Source organism: Baekduia sp. (assembly GCF_035685985.1).
GTDB lineage: Bacteria > Actinomycetota > Thermoleophilia > Solirubrobacterales > Solirubrobacteraceae > Baekduia.
Window position 1 is genome coordinate 259,069 of sequence record NZ_DASRZV010000033.1, and the last position, 24,179, is coordinate 283,247.

Consider the following 24,179-nt stretch of genomic DNA (forward strand, 5'->3'; position numbering starts at 1 on the left):
ACACACCCGGTGGTGGACCGACTGCTGCGCAGCCGCCTGGGGTCGAACCTCACGCTCATCGCCGCGAGCGCCGCCGTCCCGGCGGCGGTCATGCACTTCTTCGTCAGCGAGGACAAGGCGCCCATCACCGCCCGCGAGCACCTCGGGATCATGGCCGTCGGCTCGCTGGTCGCCGGCCTGTGCTCGGTCACGCTGATGGTCGCCGGCTTCCGGCGGCGCGAGACGCGCGCGGTCATCGCCGGCGGCGCGTTCGCCGCGATGACGCTGATCCTGCTCGTCCACGGCCTCGCGACGCCCGGCGTGGTCATCGGCCCCAACGGGATCGTCCAGGTCGCGGGCGGCCTCGCGCTGCCGGTCGGCGGCGCGATCCTCACGGTCGCCGCGCTGCCGTCCCTGCGCGGCCCCGAGCACCTGCGCCGGGTCACGGTCGCGCTCGTGACGATCCTCGTCGGCATCGCGGCGGTCGGCGGCATCGCGTTCGCGATGCCCGACCGGATCCCGGCCGTCCCGGGCTACGACTCGCCCGAGGCGATCGCGCTGCTGGCGATCGGCGAGCTGCTGTTCGCGATCGTCGCCACGCGCACCGTCCGCACCTACGCCCTGACGCGCCGCACGGCCGACCTGGTCGTCGTCGTCGGCACGGTCTGGCTCGGCTTCGCGCTGGTTCCCGTCCTGATGCTCCAGCAGGGCACGTGGATCTGGTGGACCGGCCACGCGCTCGAGTTCCTGGGCATCACGCTCGTCGGCGTCCCGGTCGCGCTCGACGTCCACCGCGGGCGCCCGTCGCACCCGCTCGTCGGCGATCTCGCCGCGGCCGAGCTGGTCGCCGCCGAGGAGGCGTTCCTGGGCGCCCGCGTCCGCGTGCTGATGGCGCGGCTGGAGGCCAAGGACGTCTCGACCGAGGAGCACACGCGCCGCGTCGCGGAGTACGCGGTGCAGATCGGCGAGCACCTCGGGCTGGCGCCCGGCCGCCTGCGCGACCTCGCGCTGGCCGGGCTGCTGCACGACATCGGCAAGCTCTCCACGCCCGACGCGATCCTCACCAAGCCCGGCCGCCTGACCGACGCCGAGATGGACGTCATCAAGCGCCATCCGGTCCACGGCGACGAGCTCGCGCGCGAGCTCGGCCACCCCGAGCGGATCCGCCGCCCGGTCCGCGGCCACCACGAGCGCCTCGACGGCAGCGGCTACCCCGACGGCCTGCGGGGCGACCAGATCGACCTCGAGTCGCGGATCCTCGCCGTCGCCGACGTCTGGGACGCGCTCGTCTCGCCGCGCGTCTACCGCGGCGCCTGGACGCCCGGCCGCGCGATGAGCCTGCTCGTCGCGGAGTCCGGCACCGGCTTCGACGCGCGCTGCGTCGCCGCCCTGCGCGCGATCACGGGCGTCGAGCCCGACGCCGACGAGCGTCCCGAACGACGTCTGCGCGCCGCATGAGCGCGGCCGGCGTTTGCCGGCGGACCGTCCGTGGCACCCAACCACGGTGTCCAGTCATCCACCTACGGGCCCAACGGCCCGATGGCGGGCAACCCTCCCCGGAGAGCTGGCCGCCGAATTTCTCGGCACCTGCGTCCTCATCCTGTTCGGCACGGGCTCTGTGGCAATGGCAGTGGCCGCGCTCAACCAGTCCGGTCGCGGCACGGAGATCTTCCAGGCCAGCGGCGACTGGCTGCTCATCGCTTGGGGCTGGGGGTTGGCGGTCGCCCTCGGCGTCTACGTCGCCGGTGGAGTCACCGGCGCGCATCTCAACCCGGCCGTCACCCTGGCCAACGCCGTGCGACGGGGCTTCCCATGGTCGAAGGTGCTGCCCTACAGCGCGGCACAGCTCCTGGGGGCCTTCGTCGGCGCGGCGATCGTGTACTTCAACTACCACGTCGCGATCGACTCCTACAACGCGGCGAACCACATCGCCAGCCGCAGCGGCGCGCAGGGCATCACGACCTACAGCATCTTCGGGACGTTCCCCGCGCCGTACTTCCACAACTGGTGGGGGCCGGTCCTCGACGAGGTCATCGGCACCGCGCTGCTGATCGGCGTGATCTTCGCGCTGACCGACGAGCGCAACCAGCCGCCGAAGGCCAACGTCGCGCCGTTCATCGTCGGCCTGCTCGTCGTCGGGATCGGCATCTCGTTCGGCGCGAACTCGGGCTACGCGATCAACCCGGCCCGTGACCTCGGGCCGCGCCTGCTGGCCTGGGCCGCAGGCTGGGGCAAGAACGCCGTCCCCGGCGACTACGTCCACCTGTCCAGCTACATGTGGATCCCGATCGTCGCCCCCTTGGTCGGCGCGCTGATAGGCGCGATCATCTATGACGTGTTCATCCGCGACGTGCTGCTGGCGCGGGGCGTGGCGCCCGCGACGGACGTCGAGGTGGGGGCGGAGACCGTCGAGGAGAAGACGCGCTTCGCCGAGGATCCGGAGAGAAGGAGCAGCACCACATGATCCTGGGGATCGATCAGGGCACGACCGGCTCTCGTGCCTTCATCTTCGACGAGAAGGGCAAGGTCGTCACCTCGGCCTACTCCGAGTTCGAGCAGTTCTTCCCGCGCCCCGGATGGGTTGAGCACGACGCGGCCGAGATCTGGGAGGTCACCAAGAAGGTCTGCCACGAGGCGCTCGACGAGGCCGGGCTGGACGGGTCCAAGCTGAAGGCGATCGGGATCACCAACCAGCGCGAGACCGCGGTCGCGTGGGATCGCGACTCGGGCGAGCCGCTGCACCGCGCGATCGTCTGGCAGGACCGGCGCACCGCGGGCCGCTGCGACCGCCTGAAGGCCGAGGGCTATGAGTCGATGTTCCGCGAGCGCACGGGCCTGGTGCTCGACGCGTACTTCAGCGGGACCAAGTACGAGTGGATGATCAAGGAGGGCGGCGTCTCCCCCGACGCCGCCTTCGGGACGATCGACTCGTGGCTGCTGTTCAAGTTCACCGGCCGCCACGCCACCGACTACTCCAACGCCTCCCGGACGTTGTTGTTCAACATCCGCGAGCTGGCGTGGGACGGCGAGCTGTGCGACACGCTCGGCGTCCCGATCGGCTCGCTGCCCGAGCCGGTCCCCAACGCCCAGGTGCTCGGCGAGACGACCGAGTTCGGCGGCAAGGTCCCGGTCGCGGCGATGGTCGGCGACCAGCAGGGCGCGCTCTACGGGCAGGCCTGCCTGGAGCCGGGGCTGAGCAAGAACACCTACGGCACCGGCAACTTCCTCCTGGCCAACGCCGGCGACGGGCCGCCGGTCCTGGAGCAGGGCCTGATCACGACCGTCGCGTGGGGCATCGGCGGCCGCGTCGACTACGCGATGGAGTCGTCGATGTTCGTCACCGGCGCGGGCGTCCAGTGGCTGCGCGACGGCCTGAAGATCATCGACCAGGCGGCCGACACCGAGCAGATGGCGGCCTCGCTGGACTCCAACGAGGGCGTGTACTTCGTCCCGGCGCTGACCGGCCTGGGCTCCCCGCACTGGGATCCCTACGCCCGCGGCACGATCGTCGGGCTGACCCGCGGCTCGGGCCGCGCGCACATCGCGCGCGCCGCGCTGGAGGCGATCGCCTACCAGTCGGTCGACGCGGTCCGCGCGCAGAACACCGCGCTCGGCGTCCGCCTCAAGGAGCTGCGCGCCGACGGCGGCGCGACCGCCAACGGCTGGCTGATGCAGTTCCAGGCCGACATGCTCGGCGTGCCGGTCGTCGTGCCCGAGATCGCCGACACGACCGTGCTCGGCGCGGCCTACCTGGCGGGCGTGGCGACCGACCTCTGGACCGAGGACGACGTCCGGTCGCTGTGGACGGAGTCCAAGCGCTACGAGCCGAAGATGGGCGACGACCAACGGCAGTCGCTGCTGAGCGACTGGCGCCGGGCGCTGCAGCGTTCCGGACGCTGGGTGATTCCCGACTAGCCTGGATGACGATGTCTGACTCAGCCGGCGGAGCCATCAACCCGCGGACCCGCTCCGAGGCGCTGCGCCGCTTCCACGAGCAGGAGTTCGACGTCGCGATCGTCGGTGGCGGCGTGGTCGGCGCGGGCGCCGCGCTGGACGCCGCCACGCGCGGGCTCAGCGTCGCGCTCGTCGAGGCGCGCGACCTCGCGTCGGGCACCTCGTCGCGCTCGTCGAAGCTCATCCACGGCGGCCTGCGCTACCTGGAGCAGCTCGACTTCGCGCTGGTCAAGGAGGCGCTGCACGAGCGCGCGCTGCTGCTGGACCGGATCGCGCCGCACCTCGTCCACCCGCTGCCGTTCCTGGCGCTGCTCAGCCACCGCGGCTGGGAGCGCCCGTACATCGGCGCGGGCCTGGTGCTGTACGACACGATGGGCACGGCGCTGGGCCGGGCGCGCGGCGTCCCGGCCCAGAAGCACTACACGCGCACGCAGACGCTGAAGAAGTTCCCCGCCCTGAAGAAGGACAGCTTCACCGGCGCGATCCAGTACTACGACGCGCAGGTCGACGACGCGCGCCACACGATGTTCCTGGCGCGCACGGCGGCGGCCTACGGCGCCCAGGTCGCCACGCGCGCGCAGGCCGTCGGCTTCCTGCGCGAGGGCGAGCACGTCACCGGCGTCAAGGTGGTGGACCTGGAGTCCGGCGACCACGACTCGATCATCGAGCTGCGCGCGCGCCAGACGATCAACGCCACCGGCGTGTGGACCGACGACACCCAGGACATGGTCGGCGCGCGCGGGCAGTTCCACGTGCGGGCGTCCAAGGGCGTGCACCTGCTGGTGCCGCGCGACCGCATCCACGGCGACACCGCGCTGACGATCCGGACCGAGACCTCGGTGCTGTTCGTGATCCCGTGGGGCCGGCACTGGATCGTCGGCACGACCGACACCGACTGGACGCTGGACAAGGCGCACCCGGCGGCGTCCAAGAAGGACATCGACTACCTGCTGGACCACGTCAACCGCTACCTCGTGACGCCGCTGGGCCACGACGACGTGGAGGGCGTCTACGCCGGGCTGCGGCCGCTGCTGGCCGGCGAGTCCGACCAGACGTCGGCGCTGTCGCGCGAGCACATCGTCGCCCATCCGGTGCCGGGGCTCGTCGCGGTCGCGGGCGGCAAGTACACCACCTACCGCGTGATGGCCGCCGACGCGGTCGACGCCGCCGTCCATGGGCTGGAGGAGGAGATCTCGCCCTCGATCACCGAGCGCGTCGGCCTGCTCGGCGCCGACGGCTACCTCGCGCGCTGGAACGCCCGCCACCGGATCGCCGAGTCCTCCGGCGTGCACGTCGCGCGCATCGAGCACCTGCTGCGGCGCTACGGCGCGCTGATCGACGACCTGCTGGCGCTGATCGCCGAGGACCCGTCGCTGGGCGAGGCGCTGCCGGGCTCCGACGACTACCTCAAGGTCGAGGTCGTCTACGCGGCCACGCACGAGGGCGCCGCGCACCTGGAGGACGTGCTGACGCGTCGGACGCGGACGTCGATCGAGACCTGGGATCGCGGCCTCAGCGCCGCCGAGCCCGCCGCGCGCCTGATGGCCGGCCCGCTGGGCTGGGACGAGGCGCACGTCGCGCGCGAGGTCGAGCACTACACCGCGCGCGTGCGGGCCGAGCGCCAGTCCCAGGAGCAGGACGACGATCTCGGCGCGGACGCCGCCCGCCTCGGCGCGCCGGACGTGGCGCCGGTGCTGCCGGTCGAGCGGCTGACCGACCGCAACACGCGGTCGGGCGCGACCGGGACGCCGGCGGGCGCCGAGACGTCGCACGCGGGCGAGCCGGTGGCACCGCGCGGGGCCTAGGAGGCCGGGCGACCTTCTCGGGTCGTTCACGCCCTGGCCCCATCTCGTTCACACGGCCGGCCGCGGGCGCGCCATAGCGTCGCGCGGCCATGTCCGTCCGCCGTCGTGTCGTCCTCGCCGCCGTCATCGCGCTCGCGTGCTGCGCCGCCCTCGCGTCCACCGCGCCCGCCGCGATCCCGCGGGTCGACCTGTCGACCCACCACGACGCGCGCGCCTCGACCGGACATCCCGGCGACCAACGGCGCCTTCGTGTTCCTCCGCGACACGAAGGCGCCGTCGGTCGGCCTGCTCGGCGCTACTAGGCCGCGGAGGCCGCCACGAGCGCGTCGGCCATCCGGCGGCCGACGTCGCCTGAGCAGCGCTCGGGATGCCACTGGACGCCGAGCGCGAACGGGTGGTCCGGGACCTCGAGGGACTCGACCAGGCCGTCGGGCGCGACCGACGTCACGCGCACGCCGCGGCCCAGGCGCTTGACCGCCTGGTGGTGCTCGGAGACCACGCCGGGGCGGCCGCCGATCAGCCGGCGCGCGAGCGTGTCGTCGGCGGTGGCGATCGGATGCTCGTCGCGGTGGTCCAGCGCGTCCCACCCGGCGGCGGGCAGGTCCTGGTGCAGCGTGCCGCCGTGCAACACGTTCAACAACTGGGTGCCGCTGCAGACGCCGAGCACCGGCAGCCCGCTACGCAGCGCGTGGCGCAGCGCGGCGAGGTCGCGCAGGTGCCGCGTCAGGTCGGTCGCGCCGACGTGCGGGCCGACCGGCTCGCCGTACAGGCTCGGGTGCACGTCGGTCTCGCTGCCGCCGAGCACGAGGCCGTCGGCGCCCGCGAGGTCCAGCCCGGCCTGGCCGCCCGCGACCGTCCGCACGCGCGCGCCCGACGCGCGCAGCCACGCCTCGTAGGGCGCCGGGTCCTCGCGGCCGAGCAGCAGCAGGATCGTCGGGCGCGGGTCGTCGTCGCCCGCCTGGCGGTAGGCCTCCAGGAACGCGGCGCGCGCCCGCGCGACCCGCTTGCGCGCGGCGTCCTCGCCGAGGTCCAGCAGCGCGCCGACCTCGCGCAGCGACAGCCCCGCCTCGAAGCGCAGCAGCAGGACCAGGCGCTGATGGGCGGTCAGCGACGCCAGCGCGTCGGCCAGCAGCGGGTCGCGCTGCCCGTCGTGGCCGCCCGCGGCGGCGAGCGTCTCGCGCAGCGGGACGTGCTCGCGGCGCTTGCGGCGGCGCAGCTCGTCGAGCGCGAGGTTCGTCGCCGTCCGGTGCAGCCACGCGCGCACGACCGGCGGCGACGCGTCGCGCGGACCGCGGCGCCACGCGCGCGCCAGCGTCTCCTGGCGCAGGTCCTCGGCGGTCTCGCGATCACCGACCATCCGCGCCAGGCGCCGCGTCAGCGGCCCGGCCTGCTCTGTGAGGATCGCGTCGAACGTCATCTCCTGGCGGTGACGTTCGTGGGACGCGGAACCGGACATCGGCCCATAGGGTGTCATGGACGATGCCCGCCGACGACTGCGTCTTCTGCCGGATCGTCGCCGGCGAGCTGCCCGCCGCGATCGTCTTCGCCGACGACGACCACGTCGCGTTCCTGGACGCGCGGCCGCTGTTCGAGGGCCACACGCTCGTGGTGCCGCGCACGCACGTCGAGACGCTGGCCGACCTGCCGCCCGCGCGCCTGGAGCCGTTCTTCGCGCTCGTCCAGCGGCTGAGCGTCGCGGTGCCCGACGCGATGGGGTCGGCCGGGACGTTCGTGGCCATGAACAACGTCGTCAGCCAGTCGGTGCCGCACCTGCACTGCCACGTCGTGCCGCGCAACTTCAAGGACGGGCTGCGCGGGTTCTTCTGGCCGCGCACCAAGTACGCCGACGACGCCGCGCGCGACGCGGTGGCGGCGCGGATCGCTGACGCGCTCTGACCGGCGGGCGGCGTCGCGCGCTCAGTCCGACCTCGGGATCCCGCGCACGACCACGCGGGCGAGGTAGGCGGCCAGCGCGTCGGGCTCCCACTGGCCCGGCTCCTCGAGCTGGACGCGGAACCCCAGCTCGGCCAAGGCCACCAACATGCGGCCCAGCAGCGCGGTCTCGCGGTCGGGGAGCCGCGTCCACGCCGCCAGCACCTCGGACATGCGCTGCTCCCAGTGCTCGCGGCCGCGCTCGATGCGCGTCTCGCCGTGGCGCTGGAGGTAGAGCACGCGGAACGCGTCCGGCGCCTGGGCGACCGCGCGCAGCAGCGCGGCGAGGCCGTGGCGCAGGAGGTCCTCCTTCTCGCCCAGGGCGCCCGGGATCGGGACGGAGTCCTCGACCATGTGCCACAACTTGCGCTCCTCGCGGCGCATCAGCTCGTCGAACAGCTCCTCCTTGGAGGCGTAGCACGAGTAGAGCACGGGCTTGGAGACGCCGGCGGCGTCGGCGATCGCCTGCATCGAGACGGCGTCGTAGCCGTCCTCGGCGAACAGCGGCAGGGCGGCGTCCAGGACGAGCGGCCTGCGCAGCTCGGGTCCCAGATGCGCCGCCCTCGCGCGTGACATCAGGTGGTGGCGGTCGGCCGCCTAGGAGATGCGCATGCCGGAGATCGCGCGGGCGATGACCAGCTGCTGCATCTCGCTGGTGCCCTCGAAGATCGTGTAGATCTTGGAGTCGCGGTGCCAGCGCTCGACCGGGTACTCGCGGGTGTAGCCGTTGCCGCCGAGGATCTGGATCGCGCGCTCGGTGGCCCAGACCGCGACCTCGCCGGCCTTCAGCTTGGACATCGAGCCCTCGGCGTTCTCGAACGGGATGCCGTTGCGGGCCATCCACGAGGCGCGCCAGACCAGCAGGCGGGCGGCGTCGATCTCCATCTTCATGTTGGCCAGCGCGAAGGCGATCGACTGGTTCTCGATGATCTTCTTGCCGAACTGCTCGCGCTCCTTGGCGTAGGCCAGGGCGTACTCGTAGGCGGCGCGCGCGATGCCCAGGGCCTGCGAGCCGACGATCGGGCGCGTCGCCTCGAAGGTCTGCATGGCGGCCTGCGTCTTGCCCTTCTTGCCCTCGCGGATGCGGGCGTGGCGCTCGTCGAGCTTGTCCTTGCCGCCGAGCAGGTAGGCGCCGGGGATCTTGCAGTCGTCGAGGTGGACGTCGGCGGTGTGCGACGCGCGCAGGCCGTGCTTCTTGACCTTGGCGCCCTGCTCGATGCCGGGCGTCTCGATCGGGACGACGAACGCGGCGTGGCCGCGGGAGCCCAGCTCCTTGTCGGTCTGGGCGATGATCACGTGCACGTCGGCGATGCCGCCGTTGGTCGCCCACGCCTTCTGGCCGTTGAGCGTCCACGTGTCGGAGGCCGCGTCGTACTTGGCCGTCGTGCGGATGTTGGAGACGTCGGAGCCGGCGTTGGGCTCCGAGGCGCAGAACGCGGCGACCTTGACGTCCTCAGGCGTGCCGTAGCAGCGCGGCACCCACTCCATGACCTGCTCCCACGTGCCCTGGCCGGCGATCGCCGCCGCGGCCAGGCCCGTGCCCATGATCGCCATGCCGATGCCGGCATCGCCCCAGAACAGCTCCTCCTGGACGATCGGCAGCGTCAGGCCGCTCTCGTCGGCGGCGAACTGCTGCATCGACTCCCACCCGTAGAGGCCGATCTTCGCGGCCTCCTGGATGATCGGCCACGGGGTGGACTCCTTCTCGTCCCACTCCTCCGCGGCCGGGCGCACGACGCCCTCCGCGAACCCGTGGACCCAGTCCCTCAGGTCCTTCTGATCCTGGTTGAGCGCGAGCGAGAACTTCGGCTCGGCGGGCGCCTGGGTGGCGTCGGGGGTCTCGGCGGTGCTGGCCATGCGGCCAAAGCTACCAGGAAGTAGGAACGGTGGCGTTCAGTTGGTCTGCGCGGGGCCCGCGGCGCCGTCGACCAGCGCGGCCATCGACCGCTCCAGCTCGGCGACGCGCTCCTCCAGCGACGGCGGCTGCGCCACGGGCAGGCGCTCGAGGACCGCGGCGGGCGAGACGCCCGCGCGCTCGAGCGCCGCGAGCACGTGCTCGACGGCCTCGTCGCCGTCCGGCGCCACGAGCAGGAACGTCGTGTCCTCGTCGTAGTCCATCACCGCGAACCGGAAGGTCCCGGCCTCGTCCTCGGCAACGCCGGTGGCGCGCCAGGCGACGCCGCCCATCTCGTCGTCCTCCTCGGCGAACGCCGCGCCGAGCCGCTGCCAGCCCACGCGGTTGAACGCGATCGTCGCGTCCGGATTCGCGCGGAAGAACCGCGGCCGGCTGTCCCAGGTGACGGGGCTAGAGGGCGGTTGAGGCATGAAGGAGATCCTGGCTGACTCGGACGAAGGCTACCCGTAGCTTGGCCACCTCGCGACCGCCTTCCGACTCGATCACCAGGTGGGAACCCGGCGTCCGCCAGCTCGGACGGGGGCCGAACAGGGTGTCGGGCGCCTGGAAGGCCCAGAACTCGATGCCACGCTCTCCCGCGCGGAGCGGGCGCGCGTAGGCCTGGACGGTGGGACCGTCGCCGGCACGCGCCTCCTCGCCCCAGATCTCGCCCGACAGGACCTGAAGGACGACTGTATTTGCGTCCTGGCCCTTGGGCGCCTCCAGACGGCAGAACGGTCCGAACACCGGAACGCTGCGCTGATGGTCGGCGGCCACCGCGCAACCCCACCACCGAGGTCGCGCGGAATCACCGCGTGTCTACGGAAAGACCCAGCCGGCCAGCGCGGTGAACTGCGCGGCGGCGGCGAGGATGACCAGCGCGTGGAAGACCTCGTGGAAGCCGAAGACGCGGGGCCAGGGGTCCGGGCGCTGGGTGGCGTAGACGACGGCGCCGAGGGAGTAGAGGACGCCGCCGAGGGCGAGCAGCAGCAGCGGCGCGACGTCCAGCGCGTCGATCAGCTGCGGCATCGCGACCAGCGCGGTCCAGCCGAGCGCGACGTAGAGCAGGGCCTGCAGCGCGCGGGGCGCGTCGATCCACGCGACCGACAGCGTCACGCCGCCGACCGCGCCCGCCCAGACCGCGCCGAGGATCACCCAGCGCAGCGTCCCGTGCATCGCCAGCAGCGCGACCGGCGTGTAGCTCGCGGCGATGAACACGAAGATCGTCGAGTGGTCGATCCGCCGCAGCAGCGGCCGCCAGCGCGGATCCCAGCGCCAGCGGTGATACGTCCCGCTGGCCGCGAACAACCCGCACAGCCCGATCCCGTAGACCGCCGCCCCGACCCGCGCCGTGCCGCTGGGCACCATCGCCGTCAGGACGACGGCGGCGACCAAGGCCACCCAGAACGCGTAGGCGTGGGACATGCCCCGCAGCAGCGGGCGGAGATCCTCGTCGATCACGGCGGCGGTCCGGCTCATCGCGCGCCACGGTACCCACGGCGGGGACGGTGCACGAGCGATTCGGGGGCTAGCCGGAGGGTGGGAGGGGGTGGCGCACAGGCGCCACCGCCTACGTCGTCGTGTCCGGCAGGTGCCGACCCACGACCGCGACGTAGATCCCCCGCGGCACCTCGGGGTCGCTGCCGTCCGCGACGTGCAGGTAGATCCGCGCGATGAACTGCGCGCCGCTGCCCGATCCCAGGCCGATGTGGGGGCCGACCCAGAGCTTGGGTGAGCCGGGGCCGTCGACGAAGAACGAGTAGTCGTCCTCGTAGCGCTTGCGCGTGGTCTCGGCGATGTCGTGCTTGTACTGGGTGATGCCGTGCTCGGCGGCGGCCTGGACCAGCGATTTGCCCATGTCGCCCTCCGCGTAGCGGCCGGCCAGGTCGTCCAGCGACCGCAGCGTCCGCAGCACCAGGCCGGGGCGACGGAAGGGCGACTCGGCGGCGGTCTCGAAGGCCTTGGGCGCGAACCGCAGGTGCTTGCTCTCGGCCGCCGCGCGCTCGACCGCCTCCAGGACGGTCGCGGGCGGGGTCTCGTCCTCGGCGCCCGCCACGGCGCCGCCGTCGGGCGCCTCGCCGCCCTCGGCGTCGACGCGCGCCAGCAGCTGGGTCAGCTCGGCGATCGCGCGGCGGTCCTGCTCGCGCTCGGCGCGCAGGCGCTCCATGCGGTCGTGCAGCTCGTCGCGCGCCTGCTGGGTGGCGGCCGCGTCGGCCAGCGCGCGCTCCATCTCCTCCAGCAGCTCGCCCTCGGCGGGCGGGCTGTCCTCGGCGGCCGCGGCGGCGGCGCGCAGCTCGGCGACCTCGGCCTCCAGCTCGGCGACCCGCGCCTGCGCGGCGTCGCGCTCGCGGGTCAGCGCGTCGCGCGCCGCCTCGGCCGTGGCGCGGGCGTCGTCGGCCTCGTCGCGCTTGGCCCGCGCGACCTCCTCGCGGCGCTTGAGCTCCGGGATCTTCTTGGCCTCGGCCTCGAGCTTGCCCGCGCGCAGCTCCAGCTCCTTCTCGCGCGCCTGCAGCTGCTCGTGCGCGCTCAGCGCCTTCTCGACGATGACGCTGAAGATCGCGCCGTCCAGCCCGGACTCGTCGAGCATCTTGTCCCACGACCCGAAGACCGCCTCGACCTCCTCGGCCGTCGGCCAGCCCCGGTCGGGGTCGAAGTCCTCGGGCTCGGGCGCGTAGCCGTTGAGCCCGGCGAAGCGCCACGCGGCGTGGATGATCTCCAGGCGGTCCAGCGCGTCGCGCGCCGCGCCCCACCAGTGGGCGTCGCCCTTGGCGGGTTCTCGATCCTCCAGACGCAGCCCGAGCTCCTCCAGCGCCTGCTCGGCGGCGCGGCGGGCGTAGTACTCCTGACGCAGCTGGGCCGTCGTCGGCTCGGCGCTCTTCTTGGGACGCGTGGGACGTGCGGGCTTCTTCTTGGCCACGATGTCGGACGATACGGGGTACAACCCGCACATGGCAGACGACGACGACTGGGTCGGCACGCCGCCCGAGGGCCACCACACGCGCGACCAGGCCGACGCCGCGCACTGGGCCCGCAACTGGCCGGCGCAGACCATCGTGTACGGGTTGATCGGCGTCGGGATCGTCGCCGTCGTGGTGATCGCGCTGCTGGCGAGCTGAGGGCGGTTGGGGGTCTAGTTCACCGTCGGGTCGATCGGCATCCGCGCCAGCAGGCGGAACTGGCCGCCCTTGCGCTCCAGGACGCGCGTCCACAGGTCCAGCGGGTCGTCGTCGAAGACGTCCTGCGGCAGCGCGGGCTCGACGATCCAGTCCTCGCGCTCCAGCTCGGACTCCAGCTGGCCCGGGCCCCAGCCCGTGTAGCCGGCGTAGACGCGGCGCCGCGCGGTGGCGGTGCCGAGGCGGTCCAGCCCGGTGCGGTCGCTGACCAGCCCGATCCCCTCGACGACCAGGAACGCGGCCTCCTCGGGGTCCTCGAACTCGGCCAGGACGACGATCGACGCGGGCTGGACCGGCCCGCCGACGAAGACGACCTCGTCGGTGTCGACCACGCCCTGAAGCTCGGGGACCGCCTCGACGACCTCGGTGTCGGAGGGCCGGTTGAGGACGATGCCCAGCGCGCCGTCGTCGTCGTGGTTGGCGATCGCCACGACGGTGCGCGCGAAATTGGGGTCCGACATCGTCGGCGCGGCGATCAGCAGCTGGCCCTGCAGCGAGTCCATGGGACGTCCATGGTGCCACGCTCTCCGACGACCCCGGGGCGCTCAAAGCTCGGCAACGCTCCCGAACTGCCCTATGGTGGTTAGGGGTCGCTTGTTCTACATGTCCGATGAAGGACATCGGTTGGTGAGCTCTGGAAACCAAGCGACAGCGAACGGTTTTCCGGTTCGTTCTCTGCCGTCGTCCGCTTCACCACCCCGCAACCGTGTTTGTCTCGGATCAGACGGGGAAGACCGGAGTCCTGGTGTCCAGTCAGACAATGACCTCACGTCCACTGATCTCGATCCTCGACGCCGATCCGGAGCTCGGGGCCGGCCTCAGCGGGGACGCGCGTGACCTGGCCCGGCGACATGCCGTCGCCGCGGTGCACGCCCTGCCGACAGGCCCGTTCGAGTTCCCCTCGCCCAACGGCGAGAGCGCGGCGCCCGCCATCGGGCTCCTGGTCCTCGACGGGCTCATCACCCGCGACGTCGAGCTGGCCAAGCGCTCGACGACCGAGCTGCTCGGCCAGGGCGACGTCATCCGCCCGTGGGACGACGAGCTGTCGCTCGAGCCGCTGCCCGGCAGCGTCACGTGGTCGGTGCTCGAGCCCGCGCGCGTCGCGGTGCTCGACCGGCGCTTCGCCGCCGTCGCCGGGCGCTGGCCGTCGATGCTCGACACGCTCGTCGGCCGCACCGTGCGCCGCTCGCGGCAGCTGAGCGTGCAGCGGGCCATCGCCCAGGTGCCGCGCGTGGACGCGCGCGTCCTGGTGCTGCTGTGGCTGCTGGCCGACCGCTGGGGCCGCGTCTCGCCGCAGGGCGTGCGCGTGCCGCTCTCGTTGACCCACGAGACGATCGGCAAGCTCGTCGGCGCGCGCCGGCCGTCGGTGACGACCGCGCTGGGCGTGCTCACGCGCCGCGGCCTGGTCGAGCGGACCGACAACGGCTGGCTGCTGCACGGGGACCCGCAGGAAGCGCTGCCGGAGCTGCTCTAGTGTCGTGATTCATTCATTCGCTGGCCGCCTCCGGGCGCTCGCCGCCGCCATGCGCTCGTCGCCGATCCTCAACGACCCAAGGGGTCGCCTGCGGTCATCGACGACCGCCTGACGGGGCCGAGCATCCCGGAAAGCTGCGACCGAATGAATGAATCACGACACTAGCCCTCCTCGGGCCGGGGCCGCTCCAGCTCCAGCCGCATGAACACGTCCGCGCGGTCGTAGGGCATCGGGCCGATGTCCTCGCGCGCGACGTGTTCGAAACCGACCGACTCGTAGAGGTGGACGGCCGGCCCGAGCCGGCGGTTGGACCCCAGGAAGAGCGCCGACGCGCCCAATTCCCGGGCCCGGGCGATCGCGGCCTCCAGCAGCCGGCGGCCGAGGCCATGGCCTTGCGCGGCGGGCGCCACGGCCATCTTGGACAGCTCGAAGTCGCCGCCGTCGCCCTCGGGCTCCAGCGCGACGCAGCCGAGCACCTCGTCGCCGTGGCGCGCCAGCAGGACGTCGCCGCCGGTCGCGACGTAGCGCCCGAACGGATCGGCGAGCGTCTCGCGGTCCTTGGCCTCCAGGGCGAAGTGCGTGGTGATCCACTCCTCGTTGAGGCGCGCGAACGCGGCCGCGTCCTCGGGGGTGGCGATCGAGTCGATGGCGATCACGGTCACGAACAGGATGCTCCGCCTCGGTCGGCGAGATGTCCAATATCTCGATGTGACGCCATCGATATCGTCCGCATATGGATCAGCTGGAGCTGCGCCATCTGCGCTACTTCGTCGCGGTCGCCGAGGAGCTGCACTTCGGCCGCGCCGCGCGGCGGCTGCACATGGCCCAGCCGCCGCTGTCGCAGCAGATCCGGCGGCTGGAGGAGATCGTCGGCGCGCCGCTGCTGGCGCGGACGTCGCGGTCGGTCGCGCTGACCGCGGCGGGCGAGGCGTTCCTGGTCCGCGCGCGGCGGCTGCTGGACGCGGCGCGCGAGGGCGTCGACGAGGCCGCGCGGATCGGTCGCGGCGAGGCGGGCACGCTCGACGTCGGGTTCGTCTCCTCGGCGATCTCGCTCGGCGTGCCCGAGCGGCTGCAGGCGTTCCGCCGGCGCTTCCCGGACGTCCACACGCGGCTGCACGAGGGGCAGACGTCGCAGATCGCCGGGCGGCTGATGGCCGGGGACGTCGACGTCGGGATCGTGCGCGACGCGGAGGCGCTGGACGGCGTCGACACGACGGTCCTGGCCACCGAGGGCTTCGTCGCGGTGCTTCCCGGTGGGCATGCGCTGGCGGCCCGCCGGCGGCTGTCGCCGAGCGCGCTGCGCGAGGAGCCGTTCGTCTTCTACCCGGTCAGCGCGGGCGCGCTGGCCTACCGGCGCAACCTGCTCGACCCCTGCCGCGCGGCGGGCTTCGAGCCGCGCGTGGTCCAGGAGGCCTCCAACTGGGTGACGATCTTCCACCTCGTCGGGGTGGGCGTCGGCGTGACGATCGCGCCCGCCAGCGCGGCGGAGATCCGCCCGGCGACGGTCGTCGCGGTGCCGCTGAGCAGCCGTGCGCGCTCGGAGGTCCAGGTGCTCGTGCGCGCGGGCGACGACCGCCCGGCGGTGGCGCGCTTCCTGGGCGCCTAGCCCAGCAGCGTCTGGAGGATCCCGCTCAGCGAGCGCGGATCGACCCCATGCTCTTGCTCGAAGCGCTTGCGCTCGCTCTTGTCGGCCAGCGCCAGCACCAGCTGCTCGCGCGAGGACCCCGCCTTGCAGGCGGTCGTGTCCAGCAGCTCCAGCGCGCGGTCCTGGATGAAGCCCTCGATGCCGCCGGTGTCCGGCAGCGGGCGCGGGTGGCAGGGGTCGGCGAGCCGCACCGGCTTGGGCGCGAAGACCGCGTGCAGCTCGGCGTAGGCGACGGGGAGCAGGACGGCGCTCGCCGCGGCGGCGGCGAGCACCTGGCTCGGCCGGCGGCGCGGGAGGACCGCCACGGCGGCCAGCAGCGCCAGCGCGCCGGTGACCAGGAACGCGGTGCGGAACGCCTCGCCGACCGCGAGCACGACCGTGTCGTCGACGCGCTCGGAGAGCTGGTGGTAGGCGTTGGCGTACTGCTGGTCGATCGTCGACCGGTCCGCGGCCAACGCCGCGCGCAGCCCGTGGCGGGGCTGCTCTTGGTCGACGCCCGCCAGCAGGTCGGGCGCCAGGCGCAGCTTCTCGGTCGGCGGCAGCTTGGCGTCCAGGACGACCGCGACGCCGCGCTCCTTGGCCCGCTCGGTCGCGGCCTGGAGGTCGTGGCTGACGATCGGCGCCAGCACGACGAGCGCGAACGCGATGCCGACGTGGCGCAGGACGAGCAGGTGCGAGGCGTCGCGGGCGTCGCGCTCGGGCAGCAGGTCGCCGCCGAGCGCCGGCAGCGCCAGGCCCATGCCCAGGCCGGCGGCGGCCTGCGGCGCGAACGTCCACCACAGGTGCGCGTCGGGCAGGAACGCCAGCGCCAGGACGCCGGCGCCGACCAGCGCGCAGCCGGCGGTCGCGCGCGTCCGGGCGCTGCCGCCCAGCCGCGAGCCCAGCAGGGCGCCGAGCGGGATCACCGTGACGGTCGCGGCGGCCCGCAGCGGCGGCACGTCCCAGCCGGCGACGAGCAGCAACACCAACAGGAAGAGGACGGCGGTCAGCGCCGCCGAGACGAGCGCGAGCGCGATCGCGGGGCCGAGCGCGAGGCGCTGCGCGCGCTCGCGCGGGGCGGTGTCCCGGCGCGGCTCGGCCAGCGCGACCACCGCGGCGACCGCGGCCACCGGCGCCTGGAAGTAGAAGATGGCCCGCCACGAGAAGACCTCGGTCAGCGCGCCGCCCAGCGCCGGGCCGACCGCCGCGGCCAGGACCGCCGCGCCCAGCCACAGGCGCCGCCCGCGCTCGCCCGCCGCGCCCGACGGCTCCAGCAGCGCGAACGCGGCGACCAGCGCGGCGGCCCCGCCGACCGCCTGCACGGCGCGGGCGGCCAGCAGGAGCCCCAGCGACGAGCTGGCGCCCGCCACCAGCGAGGCGAGGCCGAAGACCAGCAGGCCGGCGGCCGCCGTGCGCGGCGCGCCGATCCGGCGCTGCGCGCGTTCCACCGGCACGAGCGCGGCGGCCAGCACGACGGTGTAGACCCCGAGGATCGCGGCGACGCCCTCGACGGTCGTGTCCAGCTCGCGCAGCAGCTGGGGCAGCGCGAGCGTGACGATCGACGCGTCGGCGAGCGCGAGGCCCGCGGCGACGGCGAGCAGGACGTGACGCGGGCGCACTGCGCGCAGTGTGACGCAGTAGCGTCGGGATCGTGCCCGATGGCCCCGCCTACCGCAGGCTCGACGTCGACGAGCGCCGCGCGCAGCTCGTCGCGCTGGGCGAGCGCCTGTTCACCAGCGCCGCGTACTCGGAGCTGTCGATGGCGCGCATCGCCAAGGAGGCCGGGATCTCCAAGGCGCTGTTGTACCACTACTTCCCGTCCAAGCAGGCCTACTTCGAGGCCACGCTGCAGGCGGCCGCCGAGGACCTCGTCGCGCGCACCCGGCCGGACCCGTCGCTGCCGCCCGCCCAGCAGCTGGAGCGCTCGCTGGACGCCTACCTGGGCTGGATCGGCGAGCACGCGGAGGCCTACGCCAAGCTGATGATCACCGCCGGCGAGGTGCCGGAGATCCGCGCGATGGTCGAGGACGTCCGCGGCGCCACCGCCGAGCGCCTGATGGCCGGCGTGGTGGGGGCGGGCACGCCGGTGCCGCCCGGCGCGCGCACCGCCGTGCGCGGCTGGCTGTGGTTCATGGACGGCGCCTGCCTGGACTGGATCGAGCACGACGACCTCACGCGCGACGAGGTGCGCGGCCTGCTGATCGGCACGCTCGTCGGCGCGCTCATGGCCTCCGGGTCCGGCGAGCTGGTGGCGGCGCTGATGGCCGCCGCCTAGGCCACGCCGACCAGGCGCCAGGGCGTGCGCTCGTCGCCGGTCAGCGCGAACGTCCAGCGCTGCGCGGTCGTCGCCGGCGCCGTCTTGCTGCCGCTCAGGACCGCCGCGGAGTTGCGGTCCTCCACATAGCGGATGCCCTTGATGACGACGCTGGCGGTCATCGTCGCGGGCTCGGCGTGCGGGTCCAGCCCGGAGATCCGCAGCTGCTCGACGCGCGCGCCGCGGACGACCAGGCGGCGGTTGCCCTGGGTCTGCAGCAGCGCGGCGACCGCGGCCGGCTCGGCGAGGGCCTCGAGCGCGTCGTCGGCGCCGTCGATGGCCTCCGACCAGGCCTCGACCGCGTGGCGCGCGGCGACCTCCAGGACGTCGGGCGCGAAGCGGCCGTCGGCCAGCGCGAGGTCCAGCGCGGCGGCGCGGGCGTCCTCCTCCAGCTCGGCGGGCGCGATGTCGGAGACGCTGGTCACCGCGTCGGCGGTCGCCAGCTCCACGACCGCCTCGTCGGCCACGCGCGCGTCGGCCGACGGCGTCGCGATCAGCGGGCTGTCGAGGTTGTGGCGGCCCTCGGCGTCGGACTCGATCGACATCAGGCGCCAGCGGTCGCCGGGCGGGTGCAGCGTCCACCACTCGACCAGCGTCGTCCGCGTGCTGCGCTCCCCGGTCCGGTTGACGACGTCGCCGCGCTGGTCGACCACGTAGTCCTCCATCGAGGCGGTGATCCGGACGACGACGCGATCCTCGTCCTCGCCCTCGCGGTTGACCAACCCCATGTACTCGACCTTCGGCGCGCCGTGCGGCTTGCAGTGGTTGCGCCAGCCCTTGCGCCGGAAGTCCTCCAGGCGGCGGCGCCACTCGACCATCAGGTCGGGCCCGACGAGCTGCTCCAGCCCCTCGATGTCGTTGGACGACCAGCGCCGCTGGATCGCCAGGAACAGCCGCGACGCCTCGGTGCGGACGGTGTCGGGATCGAAGTCGGCGTCGTCGGTCGCCGCCTCGGCGGCGGCGCGCACGGTGGCGCGCTCCCGCGCGGCGCGGCGCGCCCGGTACTGCATCGTCTTCAGCCCGGAGTAGGCGAAGACGAGCAGGACGATGACGACGATCACCAGGAACATGACGGGCGAGAACCCGCCGCTGCCGCCGCTCCCGCCGAAGCCGCCGCCCCCTCCGCCGCCGAAGCCGCCTCCACCACCGCCGCCTCCGCCGCCGAAGCCGCTGGAGCCGCCGCCGGCCGCGGCGAGGATCGTCCCGAGCATTCCGTGCATGCGCCGCCCACCCTAGAAGGTGGACGCTGGACGCGCCCGATTTCGCATCGGCGGTCTCCGGGTACGCCACGGGCAGTCAAACGTCCCACGGGAGAGGAGTTCATGTCCACCGGACTCATCATCGCGATCGTCGTCGTGGCGGTCGTCATCATCGCGCTGCTCGCCGTCGCGATGCCGCGCATGCGCGCCCGCTCGCGCGAGCGCGAGATCACCCGCCGTCGCGAGGAGGTCGCGGGCGCCCACCGCGAGGTCGCCCGCGAGCGGATGGCCGACGCCGATCGTGCCGAGCGCGAGGCCCGCGCCCAGCGCGCGGAGGCCGAGCTGCACGAGTCGCGCGCCGCGCTGCACGAGGAGGGGCTGGCCGACGAGGACCTCCCCGGCGACCACCGCCGCTTCGTGCGCGAGCGCGAGTCGGAGCCCGCGCCCGACGAGGTGCGCGACCGCCGGTAGGCGCGACGCTCAGGCCGACCGCGAGCGCAGCTCCGCCAGCGCGCGGCGCTGACGGGCGAAGACGAACTTGACGATCCGCTCGCGCTCGCGGTCGGTCAGCCGCTCCAGGCGCAGGCCGCGCAGGCCCCACGCGTCGTCGGCGCGGACCACGCGCGCGAGCAGGTCGATCAGGTCCTCCTCGGAGTCCAGCTCGAAGCGCAGCCGCAGCCGGTCGCCGGGGCCGAGCGCGTCGGCGCCCGCGACGAGCACGCCGCCGGCCGACACGTTGCGGGTGAAGCCGTTCAGCCAGCCGACTTTGAAGCCCTCGGGGATCATCGCCACGGGCCGGACGAGGTCGACGCGCGCGTCGTCGCGGCGCTGCGGCTCGGTGCGCGGCGGCGCCAGCGGCACCACGGCCTGCAGGAAGTGCAGGAGGTCGTCGCGGACGCGCCCGCCGGCGCCGGGCACGGCCAGCAGCCGGCCGTCGACGCGGCCGTCGCCGCTCAGCGGGACGATCGTCGCCCGGCGGCGGTGCAGGAAGCGCGGCGGGACGTCGCTGGTCTGCGCGAGCGCGAGCTCGGCGGCTCCCTCGACGGCGCGCACGACGATCGCCTCGACGGTCGTCACCCGCGGGACGAGGACGCGCACGCGTTCCTCGGTGTCGCGGCGCCACCAGCTCATCTCCCCCGGTCGATCGGCCGTGGAGCCTGGAACTTGAGCGCGAATCCGGTGGGAACGCACGTTAGCGACCATCGTCACTAACGCCGCTTTCGGCGGGGTACCCTGTAGGCATGGCAAAGACGCAGCGAGAGCGGGATCAGGCCGCGCGCGAGGCGAAGCTCGAGCGCATCAAGGACCAGGTCTCTTCGGGGGATCTGACGATCCGCAAGATGAGCGACGAAGAGCGCGCCAAGTGGGCGAAGCGTCGTGAGGAGAACGAGGCGACCGCCAGCCCGGCCGATCGTCGTCGCGCCGCCGCGGCCCAGCGCCGTCGCGCCCGTCGCGCGGCACGCGCCTCGTAGGTCGTCCGGCCCGCCCGGCGGCCTGAGAGGGACGCCAGGCGGGTAGGGTCCGCGGGCCCATGAAGCTCGCCACGTTCGTCGCCGCCGGATCCGACACGCCGCTGGCCGGGGAGGTGCGCGGGGACGCGATCGTCGCGTTCGCCGACGGCACCACCGTCCTGGATCGCCTGACCTCGGGCGATCGGACGCCCGCCGACGGTCCGACCCATGACCTCGCCGACGTCCGCCTCTTGGCGCCGGTGCCGCGCCCGCGCGCGATCTTCGGGATCGGCCTCAACTACGCCGCGCACGCCGCCGAGACCGGCCAGCAGGTGCCGGAGGCGCCGATCGTGTTCATGAAGCTGCCGTCGTCCTCGGTGCCGCCCAACGACGACGTCGCGATCCCCGCGGTCGTCCGACGGCTGGACTACGAGGGCGAGCTGGCCGTGGTCATCGGCGCGGGCGGCGCGGTCGCCGGCTACGCGGTCGCCGACGACCTCAGCGCGCGCGACCTGCAGAAGCGCGAGCGCCAGTGGACGCGCGCCAAGGGCTTCGACCGCTCGTGCCCCTGGGGCCCGTGGATCACGACCACCGACGAGGTCGCCGACCCGCACGCGCTGGCGCTGAGGACGTGGGTCAACGGCGAGCCGCGCCAGGACTCCTCGACGTCGGACCTGATCTTCGGCGTCCAGCAGGTGGTGGACTTCCTGAGCGAGGCCATCACCTTGGAGCCCGGCGACCTGATCCTCACCGGCACCCCGCCCGGCGTCGGCCAGGCGATGGACCCGCCGCGCTTCCTGACGGGCGGCGATCGCGTCCGGATCGAGATCGAGGGCCTCGGCGCGATCGAGCACGCGATCGCCGACGTCGCCATGTGACAGACTGCGGCGCGATGTCCCATCGCCGTGTCGCCGTCCCGCTGTTGTTGATGCTGTCGCTCGCCGTCCCCGCCGGGGCGCGCGCCGCGACCAACCCTTGGATCGAGGCCAAGCCTTTGAACATCGCCCACCAGGGCGGTGAGGACGAGTTCCCGTCCAACACGATGTACGCCTTCAAGCAGTCCCTGAAGGCGGGCGCCGACATGTTGGAGCTGGACGTCGGGGTCACCAAGGACGACCAGGTCGTGGTCATGCACGACACGACGCTGGACCGCGTCACCAACGGCAGCGGGACGATCGCGTCGCACACGCTGGCGCAGGTCGAGAAGCTCGACGGGGCCTACTGGTTCCACGCGTCGACGGCCAACGCCTACCGGCACGATCGCAAGGCGAAGTCCTACACGTTCCGCGGCGTGGCGACCGGCAAGAGGAAGGCGCCCAAGGGCTACAAGGCCTCCGACTTCCGCGTCCCGACGCTGAAGGCCGTGCTGAAGGCGTTCCCGAAGACCCCGATCAACATCGAGATCAAGGGGCGCACGAAGGCCGAGGCGGTCGAGGAGTACCTCAAGAACGCCGACGTGCTGGGCGCGCTGCTGAAGTCCTCCAAGCGCCGCGACCTGATCGTGGTGTCGTTCAAGCAGGAGGCGGTCGACCGCTTCCACCAGCTCGCGCCGGCGATCCCGGTCGCGCCGGGCATCGGCGGCAGCGCGAACTTCCTGCTCGGCGGCACGTCGCCGGGCGACGGCGTGGTCGCCTTCCAGCTGCCGATCACCTACGAGCTCAACGGCCAGACGCTCGAGGTCACGACCGCCGGCAACGTCCTGCGCGCCCACCAGGCCGGCTACGCGTGGCACACGTGGCTGAGCGACGACGGCGAGTCGCCCACGACGTGGAAGAAGCTCATCGACTGGTGCGTGGACGGCGTGATGACCGCGCAGCCGGTGGCGTTCGAGAAGGTGCTGAAGTCGCACCCGCGTCCGGCCTCCTGCAAGACGGCCTGACGCGGCGCCGCTGAGGCGGCGCGGCGGGCGACGCCGGCGGGCGACGCGGGCGGGCGACGCTTCGGCCCAGGCCGATGCGTCGCGGGCGTAGCCTGCGACGCATGGACGTCGACCTCGCCGCCACCGCCGCGTTGATCGCCGACCCGTCGCGCGCCGCGATGCTCGACGCGCTGCTCGACGGCGGCCGCCACTCCGCGCGCGAGCTGGCCGTCGCCGCGTCGATCGCGCCGTCGACCGCCACCGAGCACCTCGACCGCCTGGAGCGCGGCGGGCTGGTGGTGACCGAGCGCGTCGGGCGCCGCCGCGAAGTCCGGCTGGCGGGCCCGGAGGTCGGCCGCGCGCTGGAGGCGCTGGCCGCGCTGTCGCCGCCGCGCCGGCCGACGACGCTGCGCCAGTGGCACCACGGCGAGGCGCTGCGCGCCGCGCGCTCCTGCTACGACCACCTCGCGGGCCAGGCGGGCGTCGCGCTGGCCGACGGGCTGGTGGCCGCGGAGGTCGTCACGCTCGGCGACGGCGCGTTCGCGATCACCCCGCGCGGCGCGGAGCGCCTGGGCGCCTTCGGCCTCGACGTCGACGCGGTCCTCGGCGCCCGCCGCGCCACCGCGCGCGCGTGCATCGACTGGTCCGAGCGCCGACCGCACGTCGGCGGCGCGCTCGGCGCGGCGCTGCTCAGCGAGCTGCTGGAGCGCCGCTGGGTCACCCGCCCCGAGCCGAAGAAGCGCGTGCTGCGGGTGACCGACGAGGGCCGCGCAGGCTTGCGCGAGGCCCTCGGGGTTGAGCTACCGGGTCGCGATTGCGCCCCGAACGGTCGTGGCTGACGGTCCCGGGCGAGCGCAGGCGGGCGCCAGCCCGTCAAGCTCCGGTCGGGGCCGTCAGGCGCGGGCGGGCGGCGCGCAAACGCGACCCGGCTAGTGGTGCTCGATGACCCGATCGATCAGGCCGTACTCGACGGCCTCTTCGGGCTTGAAGAAGCGGTCGCGCTCCATGTCGGTGTGGACCTTCTCCTCGGGCTGGCCGGTGTGCTTGGCGTAGATCTCGTCGACGCGCTTGCGCGTCTTGATGATCTCGTTGGCGTGGATCTCGATGTCCGACGACTGGCCCTCGAAGCCCGAGGACGGCTGGTGGATGAGGATCCGCGAGTTCGGCAGCGAGTAGCGCTTGCCCGGCGCGCCGCCCATCAGCAGCAGCGAGCCCATCGACATCGCGATCCCGACGCACATCGTCGACACGTCGGGCTTGATGAAGTTCATCGTGTCGTAGATCGCCAGGCCGGCATAGATCGAGCCGCCGGGCGAGTTGATGTAGATCGAGATGTCCTTGTCGGGGTCGGACGACTCCAGGTGCAGGAGCTGCGCGACGACCAGGTTGGCGATCTGGTCGTCGATCGCCGAGCCGAGGAAGATGATCCGCTCGTTGAGCAGCCGGGAGTAGATGTCGTACTCGCGCTCGCCGCGGGCGGTGCGCTCGATCACCATCGGGACCATGGGCATGCCCACAACCT

The 24,179-nt window shown here is 73.5% G+C and carries 27 protein-coding genes; 14 read left to right on the top strand and 13 right to left on the bottom strand.

Annotated features, from left to right (window positions below):
* Window positions 1-12: 12 nt before the first annotated feature.
* The 4 genes from VFG42_RS22705 to VFG42_RS22720 are packed head-to-tail and all read left to right on the top strand — an operon-like array spanning window position 13 to window position 5,738.
* Window positions 13-1,437: an HD-GYP domain-containing protein gene (locus VFG42_RS22705; RefSeq protein ID WP_324911103.1), complete on the top strand. Its 1,425-nt coding sequence runs from the start codon at window positions 13-15 to the stop codon at window positions 1,435-1,437.
* A gap of 46 nt (window positions 1,438-1,483) precedes the next feature.
* Window positions 1,484-2,443 carry an MIP/aquaporin family protein gene (locus VFG42_RS22710; protein WP_324911207.1) on the top strand — a complete coding sequence of 320 codons (960 nt, stop codon included), beginning with the start codon at window positions 1,484-1,486 and terminating at the stop codon, window positions 2,441-2,443.
* Window positions 2,440-3,894 (top strand): glycerol kinase GlpK, encoded by a 1,455-nt coding sequence (gene glpK / locus VFG42_RS22715; protein WP_324911104.1) that lies wholly within the window; start codon window positions 2,440-2,442, stop codon window positions 3,892-3,894. The genes VFG42_RS22710 and glpK overlap by 4 nt, the downstream gene beginning before the upstream one ends.
* An 11-nt stretch (window positions 3,895-3,905) precedes the next feature.
* Window positions 3,906-5,738 (top strand): glycerol-3-phosphate dehydrogenase/oxidase, encoded by a 1,833-nt coding sequence (locus VFG42_RS22720; protein ID WP_324911105.1) that lies wholly within the window; start codon window positions 3,906-3,908, stop codon window positions 5,736-5,738.
* Between the two features lie 298 nt (window positions 5,739-6,036).
* Here VFG42_RS22720 and VFG42_RS22725 read toward each other — a convergent pair whose 3' ends face one another.
* Window positions 6,037-7,194, bottom strand: a complete 1,158-nt coding sequence (locus VFG42_RS22725) for a sigma-70 family RNA polymerase sigma factor (RefSeq protein ID WP_324911106.1) — start codon at window positions 7,192-7,194, stop codon at window positions 6,037-6,039.
* A 23-nt stretch (window positions 7,195-7,217) separates the two neighbouring features.
* Between VFG42_RS22725 and VFG42_RS22730 the strand changes: the two genes are divergently transcribed.
* On the top strand, window positions 7,218-7,634 hold the full coding sequence (locus tag VFG42_RS22730; RefSeq protein WP_324911107.1) for an HIT family protein: 417 nt from the start codon (window positions 7,218-7,220) through the stop codon (window positions 7,632-7,634).
* Window positions 7,635-7,655: 21 nt separating this feature from the next.
* Here the strand turns inward: VFG42_RS22730 and VFG42_RS22735 are convergent, their stop codons facing one another.
* From VFG42_RS22735 to VFG42_RS22760, 6 genes are all read right to left on the bottom strand, one after another.
* Window positions 7,656-8,246: a helix-turn-helix domain-containing protein gene (locus VFG42_RS22735; RefSeq protein ID WP_324911108.1), complete on the bottom strand. Its 591-nt coding sequence runs from the start codon at window positions 8,244-8,246 to the stop codon at window positions 7,656-7,658.
* A gap of 21 nt (window positions 8,247-8,267) precedes the next feature.
* Window positions 8,268-9,527, bottom strand: a complete 1,260-nt coding sequence (locus VFG42_RS22740) for an acyl-CoA dehydrogenase family protein (RefSeq protein WP_324911109.1) — start codon at window positions 9,525-9,527, stop codon at window positions 8,268-8,270.
* 36 nt (window positions 9,528-9,563) lie between these two features.
* A complete protein-coding gene (locus tag VFG42_RS22745) occupies window positions 9,564-9,995 on the bottom strand; it encodes a hypothetical protein (protein ID WP_324911110.1) in 432 nt (143 codons plus the stop codon).
* Window positions 9,976-10,341, bottom strand: a complete 366-nt coding sequence (locus tag VFG42_RS22750; RefSeq protein WP_324911111.1) for a hypothetical protein — start codon at window positions 10,339-10,341, stop codon at window positions 9,976-9,978. Before VFG42_RS22750 ends, VFG42_RS22745 begins: the two co-directional genes overlap by 20 nt.
* Window positions 10,342-10,383: 42 nt before the next feature.
* Window positions 10,384-11,043, bottom strand: a complete 660-nt coding sequence (gene trhA, locus VFG42_RS22755) for a PAQR family membrane homeostasis protein TrhA (protein ID WP_324911112.1) — start codon at window positions 11,041-11,043, stop codon at window positions 10,384-10,386.
* A gap of 91 nt (window positions 11,044-11,134) precedes the next feature.
* Entirely contained in the window at window positions 11,135-12,481 is a 1,347-nt protein-coding gene (locus tag VFG42_RS22760; RefSeq protein ID WP_324911113.1) for a hypothetical protein, read from the bottom strand.
* A 31-nt stretch (window positions 12,482-12,512) separates the two neighbouring features.
* Between VFG42_RS22760 and VFG42_RS22765 the strand changes: the two genes are divergently transcribed.
* Entirely contained in the window at window positions 12,513-12,680 is a 168-nt protein-coding gene (locus VFG42_RS22765) for a hypothetical protein (protein WP_324911115.1), read from the top strand.
* 14 nt (window positions 12,681-12,694) lie between these two features.
* Here VFG42_RS22765 and VFG42_RS22770 read toward each other — a convergent pair whose 3' ends face one another.
* Window positions 12,695-13,240 (bottom strand): YqgE/AlgH family protein, encoded by a 546-nt coding sequence (locus VFG42_RS22770; protein ID WP_324911116.1) that lies wholly within the window; start codon window positions 13,238-13,240, stop codon window positions 12,695-12,697.
* A gap of 257 nt (window positions 13,241-13,497) precedes the next feature.
* Here VFG42_RS22770 and VFG42_RS22775 point away from each other — a divergent pair, with 257 nt between their 5' ends.
* Window positions 13,498-14,211 (top strand): Crp/Fnr family transcriptional regulator, encoded by a 714-nt coding sequence (locus tag VFG42_RS22775; RefSeq protein WP_324911117.1) that lies wholly within the window; start codon window positions 13,498-13,500, stop codon window positions 14,209-14,211.
* A gap of 161 nt (window positions 14,212-14,372) precedes the next feature.
* Here VFG42_RS22775 and VFG42_RS22780 read toward each other — a convergent pair whose 3' ends face one another.
* Window positions 14,373-14,873 (bottom strand): GNAT family N-acetyltransferase, encoded by a 501-nt coding sequence (locus tag VFG42_RS22780; protein WP_324911118.1) that lies wholly within the window; start codon window positions 14,871-14,873, stop codon window positions 14,373-14,375.
* A gap of 71 nt (window positions 14,874-14,944) precedes the next feature.
* Here VFG42_RS22780 and VFG42_RS22785 point away from each other — a divergent pair, with 71 nt between their 5' ends.
* Complete coding sequence (locus VFG42_RS22785) at window positions 14,945-15,817, top strand: LysR substrate-binding domain-containing protein (RefSeq protein ID WP_324911119.1); 873 nt, start codon at window positions 14,945-14,947, stop codon at window positions 15,815-15,817.
* On the opposite strand, the gene VFG42_RS22790 is transcribed toward VFG42_RS22785, so the two are convergent.
* Entirely contained in the window at window positions 15,814-17,454 is a 1,641-nt protein-coding gene (locus VFG42_RS22790; protein WP_324911120.1) for an MFS transporter, read from the bottom strand. The genes VFG42_RS22785 and VFG42_RS22790 overlap by 4 nt on opposite strands.
* Before the next feature lie 32 nt (window positions 17,455-17,486).
* On the opposite strand from VFG42_RS22790, the gene VFG42_RS22795 reads away from it, so the two are divergent.
* Entirely contained in the window at window positions 17,487-18,110 is a 624-nt protein-coding gene (locus tag VFG42_RS22795) for a TetR/AcrR family transcriptional regulator (protein ID WP_324911121.1), read from the top strand.
* On the opposite strand, the gene VFG42_RS22800 is transcribed toward VFG42_RS22795, so the two are convergent.
* Window positions 18,107-19,369, bottom strand: a complete 1,263-nt coding sequence (locus VFG42_RS22800) for a TIM44-like domain-containing protein (RefSeq protein ID WP_324911122.1) — start codon at window positions 19,367-19,369, stop codon at window positions 18,107-18,109. The genes VFG42_RS22795 and VFG42_RS22800 overlap by 4 nt on opposite strands.
* Window positions 19,370-19,471: 102 nt before the next feature.
* On the opposite strand from VFG42_RS22800, the gene VFG42_RS22805 reads away from it, so the two are divergent.
* A complete protein-coding gene (locus VFG42_RS22805; RefSeq protein ID WP_324911123.1) occupies window positions 19,472-19,819 on the top strand; it encodes a hypothetical protein in 348 nt (115 codons plus the stop codon).
* 9 nt (window positions 19,820-19,828) lie between these two features.
* On the opposite strand, the gene VFG42_RS22810 is transcribed toward VFG42_RS22805, so the two are convergent.
* Entirely contained in the window at window positions 19,829-20,479 is a 651-nt protein-coding gene (locus tag VFG42_RS22810; RefSeq protein WP_324911124.1) for a PilZ domain-containing protein, read from the bottom strand.
* A gap of 110 nt (window positions 20,480-20,589) precedes the next feature.
* On the opposite strand from VFG42_RS22810, the gene VFG42_RS22815 reads away from it, so the two are divergent.
* The 4 genes from VFG42_RS22815 to VFG42_RS22830 all read left to right on the top strand — a co-directional run bounded on the left by VFG42_RS22815 (window position 20,590) and on the right by VFG42_RS22830 (window position 23,496).
* Complete coding sequence (locus VFG42_RS22815; protein WP_324911125.1) at window positions 20,590-20,820, top strand: hypothetical protein; 231 nt, start codon at window positions 20,590-20,592, stop codon at window positions 20,818-20,820.
* A gap of 59 nt (window positions 20,821-20,879) precedes the next feature.
* Window positions 20,880-21,677 carry a fumarylacetoacetate hydrolase family protein gene (locus tag VFG42_RS22820; protein WP_324911126.1) on the top strand — a complete coding sequence of 266 codons (798 nt, stop codon included), beginning with the start codon at window positions 20,880-20,882 and terminating at the stop codon, window positions 21,675-21,677.
* 14 nt (window positions 21,678-21,691) lie between these two features.
* Window positions 21,692-22,678 (top strand): glycerophosphodiester phosphodiesterase family protein, encoded by a 987-nt coding sequence (locus VFG42_RS22825; protein WP_324911127.1) that lies wholly within the window; start codon window positions 21,692-21,694, stop codon window positions 22,676-22,678.
* A gap of 101 nt (window positions 22,679-22,779) precedes the next feature.
* Complete coding sequence (locus VFG42_RS22830) at window positions 22,780-23,496, top strand: winged helix-turn-helix domain-containing protein (protein ID WP_324911128.1); 717 nt, start codon at window positions 22,780-22,782, stop codon at window positions 23,494-23,496.
* A gap of 90 nt (window positions 23,497-23,586) precedes the next feature.
* Here VFG42_RS22830 and VFG42_RS22835 read toward each other — a convergent pair whose 3' ends face one another.
* Window positions 23,587-24,168: an ATP-dependent Clp protease proteolytic subunit gene (locus VFG42_RS22835; RefSeq protein ID WP_324911129.1), complete on the bottom strand. Its 582-nt coding sequence runs from the start codon at window positions 24,166-24,168 to the stop codon at window positions 23,587-23,589.
* Between the last annotated feature and the right edge of the window lie 11 nt (window positions 24,169-24,179).